Annotated in this window: 11 protein-coding genes; 6 read left to right on the forward strand and 5 right to left on the reverse strand. The window is 42.4% G+C overall.

What is annotated here, in order from left to right; genetic code table 11:
- The 4 genes from EWV68_RS06555 to EWV68_RS06570 all read left to right on the forward strand — a co-directional run.
- Positions 1 to 315: RpnC/YadD family protein (locus tag EWV68_RS06555; protein WP_287169249.1), on the forward strand; the 315-nt coding region annotated here is incomplete at its 5' end.
- A gap of 62 nt (positions 316 to 377) precedes the next feature.
- A complete protein-coding gene (locus EWV68_RS06560) occupies positions 378 to 3,722 on the forward strand; it encodes a CHAT domain-containing protein (protein WP_287169250.1) in 3,345 nt (1,114 codons plus the stop codon).
- Between the two features lie 3 nt (positions 3,723 to 3,725).
- On the forward strand, positions 3,726 to 4,310 hold the full coding sequence (locus tag EWV68_RS06565; protein ID WP_287169252.1) for a hypothetical protein: 585 nt from the start codon (positions 3,726 to 3,728) through the stop codon (positions 4,308 to 4,310).
- Between the two features lie 7 nt (positions 4,311 to 4,317).
- The gene (locus tag EWV68_RS06570) at positions 4,318 to 4,626 is read left to right on the forward strand and encodes a hypothetical protein (protein ID WP_287169254.1); all 309 of its coding nucleotides are present in this window, start codon (positions 4,318 to 4,320) and stop codon (positions 4,624 to 4,626) included.
- 260 nt (positions 4,627 to 4,886) lie between these two features.
- On the opposite strand, the gene fabI is transcribed toward EWV68_RS06570, so the two are convergent.
- The gene (fabI, locus tag EWV68_RS06575) at positions 4,887 to 5,663 is read right to left on the reverse strand and encodes an enoyl-ACP reductase FabI (protein WP_002760333.1); all 777 of its coding nucleotides are present in this window, start codon (positions 5,661 to 5,663) and stop codon (positions 4,887 to 4,889) included.
- Positions 5,664 to 5,877: 214 nt separating this feature from the next.
- On the opposite strand from fabI, the gene ntcA reads away from it, so the two are divergent.
- The gene (gene ntcA / locus EWV68_RS06580; RefSeq protein WP_002793163.1) at positions 5,878 to 6,555 is read left to right on the forward strand and encodes a global nitrogen regulator NtcA; all 678 of its coding nucleotides are present in this window, start codon (positions 5,878 to 5,880) and stop codon (positions 6,553 to 6,555) included.
- A gap of 7 nt (positions 6,556 to 6,562) precedes the next feature.
- On the forward strand, positions 6,563 to 8,050 hold the full coding sequence (locus tag EWV68_RS06585) for a DUF3084 domain-containing protein (protein ID WP_287169255.1): 1,488 nt from the start codon (positions 6,563 to 6,565) through the stop codon (positions 8,048 to 8,050).
- 13 nt (positions 8,051 to 8,063) lie between these two features.
- On the opposite strand, the gene EWV68_RS06590 is transcribed toward EWV68_RS06585, so the two are convergent.
- The 4 genes from EWV68_RS06590 to EWV68_RS06605 all read right to left on the reverse strand — a co-directional run bounded on the left by EWV68_RS06590 (position 8,064) and on the right by EWV68_RS06605 (position 12,497).
- Complete coding sequence (locus EWV68_RS06590; protein ID WP_061431168.1) at positions 8,064 to 8,648, reverse strand: Uma2 family endonuclease; 585 nt, start codon at positions 8,646 to 8,648, stop codon at positions 8,064 to 8,066.
- A gap of 46 nt (positions 8,649 to 8,694) precedes the next feature.
- Positions 8,695 to 9,939, reverse strand: a complete 1,245-nt coding sequence (locus EWV68_RS06595; protein WP_287169257.1) for an ATP-binding protein — start codon at positions 9,937 to 9,939, stop codon at positions 8,695 to 8,697.
- A 286-nt stretch (positions 9,940 to 10,225) separates the two neighbouring features.
- Positions 10,226 to 11,548, reverse strand: a complete 1,323-nt coding sequence (locus EWV68_RS06600) for a serine/threonine protein kinase (protein ID WP_061431167.1) — start codon at positions 11,546 to 11,548, stop codon at positions 10,226 to 10,228.
- A gap of 55 nt (positions 11,549 to 11,603) precedes the next feature.
- Positions 11,604 to 12,497 (reverse strand): aspartoacylase, encoded by an 894-nt coding sequence (locus EWV68_RS06605; RefSeq protein WP_287169258.1) that lies wholly within the window; start codon positions 12,495 to 12,497, stop codon positions 11,604 to 11,606.
- Positions 12,498 to 12,683 lie beyond the last annotated feature (186 nt).

Consider the following 12,683-nt stretch of genomic DNA (forward strand, 5'->3'; position numbering starts at 1 on the left):
ATAGAGACGATTTTGATTTACAAGTTGCCGCGGATTAATCGAAAGGAGATAGAAGCTATGTTTAGTTTAAGCGAGTTAAGACAGACGCGTGTGTTTCAGGAGGCCCTAGAGGAAGGTCGTCAAGAAGGTCGCCAAGAAGGTCGCCAAGAAGGGGAAATCATCGGAAAATTGGCTTCTGTTCCCTTATTATTGCGAGCGGGGGTTAATCCCCAAGAAATCGCCGCTTCTCTGGGATTATCTCTCGAACAGGTCTTAGAATTGGCTCGGTCACGCGAAGCGTGCGCGAAGCGTTCGCCGGAAGATAGCGATCGCTAGGGTATTTTCAGATTTCGGCAGTAGAGATATAATTTCCTTATCTTCCTTTCCCCCTTTCTTCGATGCTATCCTTACTAAAAAAGCTCTGGAATTGGCTAAAATCGCTCTTTATTGCCAGTCCAAAGGCAATTAACCCCAAAGAAGTCAAAAATACTCCTCCAGAACCCAGCGATGGGGAATATGAAGGGATATTGATGGGGTTATTCGAGCAGGTGGCGGCGGGAACCACTACCGGCGGGTTACGGGGATGGCTATACAGTCGCCATTGTGACGATAAAAAGCTGGCGCGGTGGTTAGGGGTCAAAAGCGAGGAATGGCTACAGTATCCAGAAGATTATCAAACTTTAGGGCGGGATCTGGCGGCTTTAGGCAAGGTGATGACGGGAAATCTGGGGGAAGTGTCCCAACGGATTAGCCTCCAGTTACGCGACGCGGTGAGGGATGTTTCTGGTGTGGAGGAGGAAAATCTAGGCCCAAAGGAGACGGATTTAACGGAAGTGGTTCAGGATGCCGAATTCTGGTTTGAGCAAGGAAACCAGAAAGTAATCAATGGGGATTTTATCGGTGCGATCGCATCCTATGATCGAGCTTTAGAATTTAAACCCGATTACCATGGAGCTTGGTACAACCGAGGGATTGCGTTAGGTAATTTAGGCAGATTTGAACAAGCGATCGCATCCTGGGATCGAGCTTTAGAAATTAAACCCGATTACCATGAAGCTTGGGGCAACCGAGGGGTTGCGTTATATAATTTAGGCAGATTTGAAGAAGTGATCGCATCTTACGACAAAGCTTTAGAAATTAAACCCGATTTACATCAAGCTTGGTACAACCGAGGGGTTGCGTTAGCTGATTTAGGCAGATGGGCAGAAGCGATCGCATCCTGGGATCAAGCTTTAGAAATTAAACCCGATAAGCATGAAGCTTGGAACAACCGAGGGATTGCGTTAGGTAATTTAGGCAGATTTGAACAAGCGATCGCATCCTACGATCGAGCTTTAGAAATTAAACCCGATGACCATCTAGCTTGGTTGATCCGAGGGGGTGCGTTATATAATTTAGGCAGATTTGAAGAAGTGATCGCATCCTACGATCGAGCTTTAGAAATTAAACCCGATGACCATGAAGCTTGGTACAACCGAGGGATTGCGTTAGTTAATTTAGGCAGATTAGAAGAAGCGATCGCATCCTACGATCGAGCTTTAGAATTTAAACCCGATTTACATCAAGCTTGGTACAACCGAGGGAATGCGTTAGCTGATTTAGGCAGATTAGAAGAAGCGATCGCATCCTACGATCGAGCTTTAGAATTTAAACCCGATGACCATGAAGCTTGGTACAACCGAGGGATTGCGTTAGGTAATTTAGGCAGATTAGAAGAAGCGATCGCATCCTGGGATCAAGCTTTAGAAATTCAACCCGATTTTTATCATGCTTGGTACAACCGAGGGATTGAGTTAAAGAATTTAGGCAGATATGAAGAAGCGATCGCATCTTATGATCGAGCTTTAGAAATTAAACCCGATTTCCATCTAGCTTGGTACGGCCGAGGGAATGCGTTAGGTAATTTAGGCAGATTTGAACAAGCGATCGCATCCTTCGACCAAGCTTTAGAAATTAAACCCGATTACCATCTAGCTTGGGACAACCGAGGGTGGGCCGTTTGTTCTCTGAGTAAAAATCGCGTTTCTACTCCTAGTCTAGAAGCTCTCATTTACCGTAAACCGATAGTAGCCCTTAATGACCGAGAACCCCATATTTTCGCCCTCCGGGAGGCACTTCCCCACCTCATTCAAGGATCGCCTCCGTGGGGGCAAATTTATCGCTATCTAGGGGAAGCTTATCTGGAACATTCCCAGTATAAAGAGAATGCTAGTCCCTATTGGCGCGAAGCAATCCGACATTATCAAACCGCTTTACCGATTCTCAGCGAAAAAGACTTCCCCGAAGATCATTTAGAAATTCTGCAAGGATTGATCCGCGCTCATCTTTCCCTACAGGAAATCCCTGAAGCGCGATTCTATCAACAACAGGGGCGCCACCTTTTCACCCGACTACGCGCCCAGAAACGCGATAAACCGGCTTTTGAGAGAAAATTCAGCAGTTTTAGTCACCTAGAAATCGATTTACTGATCGAGGAAAATCATCCCCTAGACGCAATTGAACAGGCAGAATTTTATAAAAATCGTTGTTTGACTTGGATTCTCGATAATTGGCAAGAAAACCCCACCAGTCCCGATTATGCCACTATCCAAAGCCTGACCGGTCCGAATAAGGCGATTATTTACTGGTATCTCAGCGAGGACAATCTCACCACCTTTATTATCACCGCAGAGGCTGATCCCGTCATTCTAGAGCCAGAACAACGCCGTCAACCAGCGCGACAGTTTCGGACTTGGTTAACCGAATGGGATAAACAATACCGCGACTATGCCAGTAAAAAAGAAACGGAGAATAAACAAAATCACCCCTGGAGATTGTCACTTAACAGCCGTTTTGCCCAATTAAAGCGGATTTTACAGATCGATAAAATTCTCGAACCTTTGCCGGTTTCCGTTGATTCCCTGATTCTCATCCCCCACCGGGATCTGCACCGCTTCCCCCTACATACCCTCTTCCCCGAAAAATACACCGCCACCTATCTCCCCTCTGCTCAGGTCGGTTTGCGTCCCCAGTCCGGCGATTTCTCCTATTCTCCCCTCCTCAGCGTCGAAGACCCCAAAACGGAACAAAAACCCATGGATTTCGCCCAACTGGAATCAGCGATTATTAGCCATATCCTGCAACCGAGCCAGAGAATCAGCCCGAAAAAGGCATCACGCGAAAACGTCCGCAAAGCCCTCGAAAATGCCCATAAAACCTTTCATTTCACTGGTCACGGCTTTTATGACTCTTTTCGTCCCCAGGAGTCTGCGATCGCCCTTAGCGATGGTTTATTAACTGTCCGGGACATCAACAAGCTCAACCTCTCTAGTTACCGTCTCGTCTGTCTGGCTGCCTGTGAAACCGCTCTCACCGGCAAGGATGGCATTACTACCGAATACGTCGGCCTCGTCAGTGCTTTCCGGGCAGCGGGTGCGACTAATGTGGTCAGTACCCTCTGGCCGGTGAAGGAGATTTCTAGTGCTTGGTTTATGGTTAACTTCTATCAAAGATTATTAGCGGGTGAATCCCCGGCCCTAGCTCTGAAAAATACACAAAATTGGTTAAAAAATATCACTTGGCAGCAACTAGCTAACTGGATCGAGCAACTTGGACAACTTCCCGACCTAAGGGAAGGGGTCGATCGACTGGAGGTGAGGGCGGCGAATATTTTAAAGGAAGGCAGTACAATAGGGCTAGATCAACTAACAGAATATAGTGATCCTTACCATTGGGCGGCCTATACCCTGACTGGACAGGACTAACTTATGGAAATTCCCAAAACAATTATCGATCTTGAAGCGCTGCTAATCGCCCTCGCACAGCAGACTGAACCCTTGCCAGAATATCTACAGCGATCGCTCAAAGAAATTGAACGATTATTAAGGGAAGAACAACCCCAGGCAGCAACACAATTGCGGCAACTTGTCAAGGATTTTCCCCCCCTAGAAAAAGCTTATAAAAAAGCGATCGAAGAATTAGACGCAGCCTATGCTAACCAAGAATGCGCCAAAAGTTTAAGCGTCACTTTTCCCGATAGTTTAGATTTCGAGTCCCTATTTATTAATGATGTTATTCCTAGCCAAGATTGGGTAAAAACTGCCCAAAAATTAGCCCGATCCCCCCTGCCCCCCTTGATAAGGGGGGTGCCGACAGGCGGGGGGATCCCCCTTGATCACGAGGGTGCTGATTCCCCTCGATTTTGGGATAAAGCCGATCGCCTGATGGTGGTAACGGTGGGAGGTGCAGCCCTAGGGGGATCGATTGCGGGAGTTTATGGTGCGGTTATTGGTGCGATATTAGCGGCGGGCTGCGGATGGTATATTACCTTTAGGAAAGCAAAATCAGCATAAATTTTTGATGAAGATTGTTAACATTGAAAACTTTCTTTTGTTAATCGGAACCTTGGTCATTACCGCAAGCGTGGCACTGGTTACAAAAAAACAGCCAAGACGGGGAAACAATAAATCTTATCTAGAAATTCTTTTTGTTTCTGGGTTAAGTTTATCGGCTGTATTGGCAATGTCTAAGGTCGTCCATAAAGTGTTAACCGATGAAAATTTTCAGAATTGCCTTGGCTCGGATAGTCAAATCCTTCTTTTGTTAGCTGCTGTTCTCGGTATCTATATTTCTCTTAAAGAGATTTGGAAATTATTTGAAGCGAAGTAATAGAAATGCCAGCTTTATCCATATCCAAAAGTTATACTAAATCCTGTTGAGAAGCTGTAGAATAGGCTCGAAATCTTTTTCCTCTCGGCTACTTAGGGTTTGCTGAAAAAGTACGGGCGAAGCATTCGGGTAGAAAATCTACGGTTTTACCGATAAGTTATTGCCCGAATGCTTCGCCCCTACAGGACTAAATCCTGTTTAGAAGCTGTAGAATAGGCTCGAAATCTTTTTCCTCTCGGCTACTCAAACCCTACTTAAAACTACATTCCCATAATTTCGTAACCGGAATCTACATAAATAATCTGACCGGTAATACCACTAGCAAGATCACTGGCTAAAAAAGCGGCCGTATTTCCCACTTCAATTTGTGTCACCGTGCGATGTAAAGGAGCGATTTCTTCCACATGATGGATCATATCAAGAATTCCCCCCACGGCCGAAGATGCTAAGGTGCGAATTGGACCGGCGGAAATACCATTAACTCGGATCTTTTGGCCACCTAATTCGGCGGCTAAATAGCGAACACTCATTTCTAAACCGGCTTTTGCCACCCCCATTAAATTATAGTTAGGAATTACCTTGACACCACCGAGATAGGTAAGAGTGATAATACTTCCCCCTTCCGTCATCAAGGGTTTAGCCGATCGAGCTAGACGGGTTAGGGAAAAAGTGCTAATATCTAGGGATTTAGTGAAAGCTTCCCGAGGGATGGCGGTAAAATCGCCCGTTAAACCCTCTTTATCGGCAAAAGCGAGACAGTGAATCAAAATATCCAGTTTGCCCCATTTTTCCGCCACTGTAGCGAAAGTATCTTCTACCTGTTGGTCATTTTGGACATCGCAGGGGACATAAAAAGCGGGATTAAGTTCATCGGCCAATTCTCGCACTTTTTTCTCAAAACGGCCCTTTTCGTCGGGGAGATAGGTGACACCGATATTTGCACCAGCTTGATGGAGTTGTTGGGCAATTCCCCAAGCGATCGAGCGATTATTGGCAATCCCCGTCACTAGGGCGTTTTTTCCCGTTAAATCTAACATAGTTCTCGTTTCTCTTACAAAAATCTCCCCAATAGCCGACCCCAGCGAGATTCGGTATAATAGGGATACAGATAACGGGGCAGCAATGATCACCCCTCCCCCATTGTCTGGCAAAAAGCGCCCAAAACTTTTCCCAGTTTAGGCAGCGGTTATGTTTAATAGAGGTGACACTCGTTGCATAATAAAAACAATTTTCCCCTTTTTTGGATGTGAGATGGACTTATCCCTAATACAAGATAAACCCCTAGCAGATGTGTTCCGTCGAATCGGCAGCGGCAATTTCCCCCCGGTGGTGGAATTGTTCGAGCGTGGCAAAACGATCTTTTTTCCTGGAGATCCCGCCGAAAGAGTCTATTTTTTGCTGAAAGGAGCCGTTAAGTTGTCGCGAGTCTATGAAGCGGGAGAGGAAATTACCGTGGCTCTACTGCGGGAAAATAGCGTCTTTGGTGTGCTATCCTTACTGACTGGCCAGCGATCGGATCGTTTTTATCATGCCGTGGCTTTTACTCCGGTAGAATTACTCTCGGCCCCAATCGATCAGGTAGAAAGATCCCTCCGCAATAATCCCGATTTATCAATGTTGATGCTGCAGGGGTTGTCCTCGCGGATTCTGCAAACGGAAATGATGATCGAAACCTTGGCTCACCGGGATATGGGTTCCCGTTTGGTCAGTTTTTTATTAATTCTCTGTCGTGATTTTGGGGTCCCCACCACCGATGGCATCCGGGTGGATCTAAAATTGTCTCACCAAGCGATCGCAGAAGCGATCGGTTCTACCCGCGTCACTGTCACCCGTTTATTGGGAGAGCTGCGGGATCAGGAAATGGTCTCAATTTACAAGAAGAAAATTACCGTCCATAATCCCGTCGCTCTCAGTCAACAATTTACTTAAATTCTGGATGACTAGCGCTTATATTTTGGTTTTGGCCATCGTGGTTTTAGGTGGTCTGATAGCGGCGGTTGGCGATCGCATAGGGAGCCGTATCGGTAAGAAAAGGATGCGTTTATTTAATCTGCGTCCGAAACAAACCGCAACTTTGATGACGATTGTAACGGGAATTTTGATCGCCGGCTCCACTTTAATTGTCTTGTTTGCTTCTAGTAAATCCCTGCGTCAAGGGGTTTTTGAACTGGATCGTCTTTTAAATGAACGTCGTGCCGCTATTAAGGATTTGGAAAGACAGGTGAGAAAAACCACCGAGCAAAAAAATCAGGTGGAAAAGGCTTTAAAAACGGCTAAAAGTGAACAGATAGCTGTGCAGAAACGTCTAGAGGTTCTTAACAAAAATTATCAAGCTTCTCGTCAACGTTTGCGATTAGTTTCGGGACAGTTGGAAAAGTTTCGTAAGGAAGTGGCTAATTTAAATAATGAACGAGTTATTTTAACTAATCAAAAGGCACAGTTAATCAGTCAACGGGATCAATTGTCCCAACAAAAATCAATTCTTTCTAGTCAGATCAATCAACTACAAACCACCGTTCAAGTTAGAGATAAAGAGTTAGCTAATCAACAAAAGTTATTAACAATCAGACAAGCGCGACTTCAACAGTTGGAAACTCAACAAAAAACCCTACAGCTAGAAATTGATCGCCGGGATCAACGTATTGGAGAACTCGATCGATCGATCGTCGATAAAAATTTAGCTTTGGAACAGCGCGAGGGAAAATTAAAAGATTTAGAAACCCAAATGGCTTTTCTTAAGCGGGAAGTGGAAGTTTTAGAACAATACTATCAAACCTATCAAGAATTGCGGGAAAAACAAATCGCTATTTTCCGGGGACAGGTGTTATCTTTTGGAGCTTTTCGTATTGTTGATACTCAAGCTATTGTCGCTGTTATTGATAAGTTATTGCGAGAAGCGAATATGAATGCTATCCGTGCCACCCAACCGAATCAGCCTAATTTTGACCAGCGTTTAGTTAAGATCACAAAAGCACAGGTAGAACAGTTAAGTCAACAATTACAGGACGGTAAAGAATATGTGGTGAGAATCCTTTCAGCAGGTAATTATGTCTTAGGAGAAACCGAGATTCGTGTCTTTGCTGATGTGGTTCCCAATCAAAGAGTTTTTGAGGAGAAACAGGTCATCGCTGCCGTTTCCATTGATCCCCAAAATATGACAGAAGAAGACCTACAAAAGCGCTTAGATTTACTCTTAGCCTCGGCTCAATTTCGCGCTAGAAGTGCGGGAGTTTTAGGATCAATTCAAGTGGAAGATGGGTTATTAACTACGGTAGTTAACTTTATTGGTCAAGTGAAAAAGTCGGGTAATGCTATCGAGACACTTGAGGCAATTGCTGCTAGTAAAACTAATACGGCTGGCCCCTTAACTTTGCGTTTAGTGGCGGTAAAAGATGGTAAAATTGTTTTTAGTACGTCCTCTTAAAAGATAGCTAAAGTTAGGAGTTGAGATTAAAATCAATTCCTTCGTAAATATCGGCAAGATTTAAGCTAATTCCTAAAGAATCTAGGGATATAATTCCCCTGGCTGGGGTGTATTCTTGCAGTAACCAATTATTCTCTGAGGTTTTGCTATAGGATTCTATTAGTATCTCCCCTTGACTGACGAGAAGATATTGGTTTAATTGGGGGATAGAACGATAATAACGAAATTTATCACCCCGATCATAACCGGAGGTAGAAGGAGATAAAACTTCGATAATTAGGCAGGGATTTAAAATTTCATCGTTGCGATTATCACTAAATAATGGTTCCCCGGCAATAATCATTAAATCTGGGTATAAACCGCGATTATACTGGGGTATCCATAGACGTAGATCGCTAGATTGAAGACGATAATTAGTTCCTCTTAAAGCTAATTTAAGCAGGACAATAAGATTAATGAGAATACTATTATGATTGATGCTTCCCCCTGTCATCTCGATAATTTCCCCGTCGTGATATTCGTGTTTAACCTCGGCTATGGTTTCTAAATTACGATATGCTTCTAAGCTGAGGGTTTTGGGAGGAGATTGAGTTAGCATTTTTCCAGATTAGAGATTATTTTATTTAATCATAACACAATTAATTTTACCCATTTAATCCTAATTCCCCCTGTAGAAAATCAATAAATTGTCTAGCAGTTCTTCCCGATCGCCCATTATGTTGGGTTGCCCATTGTTTGGCACGAAATTCTAAGTCTTCTAAGCTAATTTTTAATTTAGATAAAGCTGCCAAATGACGCACTATTTCCAAATATTTTTCTTGATTAGCAGGTTCAAAAGTGAGGGTTAAACCAAAGCGATCGCTAAAGGATAATTTTTCTTGTACTGTGTCCCAATTATGCACTTCATCACTATCTTTTGGTTGTGGTCGATCCGCAAAAAATTCTCTGACTAAATGTCGGCGATTAGAAGTGGCATAAACTACGACATTTTTCGGTCTAGCGGTGACGCTTCCCTCTAAAACAACTTTTAAAGCTTTAAAAGCTTCATCGTCTTCTTCAAAGGATAAATCATCGACAAAGATAATAAATTTTTGGGGCAAATCTCGCAAGATTTCAATAATTAATGGTAGGTCTTTTAACTGCGATTTTGCCACTTCAATTAAGCGCAATCCTTGACTATGATATTTTTGCAATAATCCCTTAACCAGAGAGGATTTTCCTGAACCACGACTGCCATAGAGTAGGACATTTAAAGCTGGATAACCCGCTAATAAAAACTCAGTGTTTTTAATCAAGGTTTCCTTGGGCATTTCATAACCGACTATGTCTTGAATCTGTACGGGATCGGGATGAGTAATTCCTTGTAATCTGCCTTCTTGCCACCTTAAAGCTTGATAACGGGCAAAAATTCCTGTACCACACTCACGATAATAATCGGCTAGATCTTCGACTAATTCCGTCCAATCTAAACTAGAATGTAGGAAACTTTCTAATTTATTGTCCACTTCCCAAGCGGGGAAAATTAGAAATTTAATTTGTTCAAAAACTGTCGAATTACTTAAGCTATAAATGCTAGAGTTATAAAGAGATTGGAGGATAGATAAATCCTGTTTAACGCCATTAATTAAAGATTCGGGTAACTCCGAAACACTTTTTTTCTGTACCTGTTGACTAAAGGGATTGTCATCTAATAAAATTTGTTCGATTAGAAAATCATTCCAACTGATATTTCTGGATGCTAAAGCTTGAAACAATTGACCATAAGCTTTGAGAAAATCGGCAACATTATTCGTAGATAATAGGGTAATAAATGCCTGGCCAATAGCATTATCAAAAACCCCTTGATACAAAACTAACAAGCTGACTTTTTTATAAATTTCAGAGTTCATTTTTAATTCTCCACTAATAACTAACATTTCATGGCCGCCTTTTGGCAATTCCTAATCCGATTTAATAATTGCCGCCTTGTAGCCGAGGGAATGCCAATCAGTTATTATACTACCAAGATAGGGCGATATCTGCAACATTAAGGTTAAAAAGGGAGAAATGCCTACCGACTAATTCTTAGGACTTCTTGAATTGATTCTCGATAAAATTGATAACTTATAGCAGTTATCTTCATGGTGAGGTGCAAAGTTTTCGTTTTGGGGAGACGGTTGATAATACCCTGTCAGGTTACACATCATCTTGAGGAGAAACGCTATATTTTATAAAATTTAACCAATCTTGGATTTCCTGTCCTAACCAGAGACATTCATCCTCGCGGAGATTCTGACCGATCAGATAATAATTTTTAGCCGTCCGCAGACGAATCTGATAGTTACCTTCTGTGCCATTGCTATGGAGAAAAATACCCCATAAATCTTGAGTTTTAAAAGCAAATTTTTGGTAGATAAAAATTAAAACTTTATATTTAATTAAAACTTCTTGAGGGGTAAGAATTAATTGCATCTCACGCAAACAAATAAAACCAATTAGAGCTACAATAAAGGTAAGAATCGGGGAGATAAAGACAGTGACAGTAAGGACAATCGCCAAAGACCAGAGGGTAGCTGCATCGGAAGGTAGCTTAATTTTAGGGGGTAAATTAATCTCTAAATTATCCCGGTGTTTAGCGATACGGATGGAACTGTGGGGAGGTTTTGGTAATTTCTTAGGATCGATTAAACTTGATGCTTGGCGATAGTAGGGATGTTGGAGAAATTTCAGAGCTTCTCTGGCACTTTTAAACCGCTTTTCTACCGCTACATCGGTCATAGTTTCTAACCAATCGATTAAATCATCATCAATTGTCACCCGTTGGCGAAATTGAATTTTAGAGTCGCGGTGGGGCAATTCTATCGGGACAATTCCCGTCAATAAATGAATTAAAGTCATACCTAAGGCATATAAATCAGAACTGGGAACCGCCCGGCCCCAAAATTGTTCTAGAGGTGCATAACCACTCGTTCCCACCACAGTAAAAGTAACTCCCGTCACTGCACCGCGGGACTGGACTGCCCCAAAATCTACTAAATAAACGTTATTTTCCGAGTTAATAATTAAATTACTAGGTTTAATATCTCGATGTAATACTGGGGGCGATAATTCGTGCAAATAAATGAGAATTTCGAGAACTTCTTGGGCAATAGTCCGAATTACCGTAGCGGTGAAACTTTGCCCCCTTTCTAAGCGATCGCTTAGGGATTCTCCCGGTATATAATCTTGTACAAGCACAAACCAAGGAATCCCGTCACCTTGATTTTTATCGAGGGAAAAATAATCGCGATAGCGGGGAATACGGGGATGATAGAGAGAAGCTAAGACGGCTGCCTCTCGTTCAAATAATTTTAATTCTTCCCACTCCATCTGGGGACTAAAAGCGAGGAGTTTAATAATTACCGATTCTTGAGATAATATATCGGTAGCTAACCAAGTTTGACGACCGATAGCGGTATTTCCTAGGCGTTGTTGCAGTTGGTAACGTTCAGCTAAAAGAGAATCAGAAGTAAAGGTCATAGTGGCTTTTCCCTTATTTAGACCTGTTTTTTTTCAGGAAAAATGCTGGCTGGTACTAATTAATATCGATTTGTTTTTTGGCTGTCCAACAAAGGGCGATTCCTTTTTCTTTATAGGAAGATTCTCCGACAAAGATAGGATATAATTCAGATTCCCCACGATAGATAATTTCCTGACCATCAAATCCTAGAAAAATCGGTTGATTGGGTTGAATTGCCTGATAATCTCGTTGAAGAATCTCAGGATGTAACATGGCTTTAATTTCACCCTGTTCATCCCTAGGATAATCGATCGATCCTAAACGTTGGTAAACTGTGAGGGATTCGCTGAAAGTATCGAGATGGGCAGCGAGATAATTTTCCTGTTCGATATAGTCTAGGATTTGATAGATAAGTGTTTCGGTTTGACGAAAAAGATAGGGACAGATGACGCCATGGTTAACCGGACCGATTTCTAGGGTAAAAGCTAGGGGACAAATTCCTTTCAGAAAATGATTTTCTTCCTCGCTGACGGGATGATAAATTAAGCGCACCTCAGGATTAATTTTAGTCAGATAGGTAAAGAGTTTTAATAGCCAAGGATGGGGATTAGAATAAATAATTGCCAGCATCATGTTAGATGTGGTGCTGTGAATATCGATTAATAAATCAATGGATTTTTCTTGGATTTCTTTGACTATTTTTTTGGCTCGTTTTTGTTCGTATTGCTGACAATCGGGATTAACTAAATCTTTCTGGTTAAAACAACGATTTAAATCCTTATCGATATATCTAACCCGTTGCTTTAGGGCTAAGGGATTAGCGATGAGAGTGTGGGATTGAAAACTGCTGCGGGCTAGGAGATTAGCTGAGTTTTGCAGGTATTTAACCAGATAAGCGGGAGTTAGTTCATTGCCATGCACACCGGCAATTAAAGCCAGATTTTTAATAGTAGTTTTCTGCTCGATCATTTTTTATAAGTTTTGAGAAGTTAAGTGGGTGGGTGGAATTAAATATAAGATGAAGGTAGGTTGGGTTGAAGCATGAAACCCAACGCCCGATTATGTTACGCTACCGCTAACCCATCCTACAAATAATTGTGCCTCCCTACTTATAATTATTTATGGTTTGCGGCAAAAAGTTTGTTGGTGGGGTTA

Source organism: Microcystis sp. M_QC_C_20170808_M9Col, from assembly GCF_007095495.1.
Taxonomy (GTDB): domain Bacteria; phylum Cyanobacteriota; class Cyanobacteriia; order Cyanobacteriales; family Microcystaceae; genus Microcystis; species Microcystis aeruginosa.

Bases quoted from the DNA above. Each gene is read 5' to 3' on its own strand.
- EWV68_RS06585 (WP_287169255.1), top strand. From the start codon at position 6,563: ATGACTAGCGCTTATATTTTGGTTTTGGCCATCGTGGTTTTAGGTGGT.
- ntcA (WP_002793163.1), top strand. From the start codon at position 5,878: ATGGACTTATCCCTAATACAAGATAAACCCCTAGCAGATGTGTTCCGT.
- EWV68_RS06565 (WP_287169252.1), top strand. From the start codon at position 3,726: ATGGAAATTCCCAAAACAATTATCGATCTTGAAGCGCTGCTAATCGCC.
- EWV68_RS06570 (WP_287169254.1), top strand. From the start codon at position 4,318: ATGAAGATTGTTAACATTGAAAACTTTCTTTTGTTAATCGGAACCTTG.
- EWV68_RS06605 (WP_287169258.1), bottom strand. From the start codon at position 12,497: ATGATCGAGCAGAAAACTACTATTAAAAATCTGGCTTTAATTGCCGGT.
- EWV68_RS06600 (WP_061431167.1), bottom strand. From the start codon at position 11,548: ATGACCTTTACTTCTGATTCTCTTTTAGCTGAACGTTACCAACTGCAA.
- EWV68_RS06595 (WP_287169257.1), bottom strand. From the start codon at position 9,939: ATGAACTCTGAAATTTATAAAAAAGTCAGCTTGTTAGTTTTGTATCAA.
- EWV68_RS06590 (WP_061431168.1), bottom strand. From the start codon at position 8,648: ATGCTAACTCAATCTCCTCCCAAAACCCTCAGCTTAGAAGCATATCGT.
- fabI (WP_002760333.1), bottom strand. From the start codon at position 5,663: ATGTTAGATTTAACGGGAAAAAACGCCCTAGTGACGGGGATTGCCAAT.
- EWV68_RS06560 (WP_287169250.1), top strand. From the start codon at position 378: ATGCTATCCTTACTAAAAAAGCTCTGGAATTGGCTAAAATCGCTCTTT.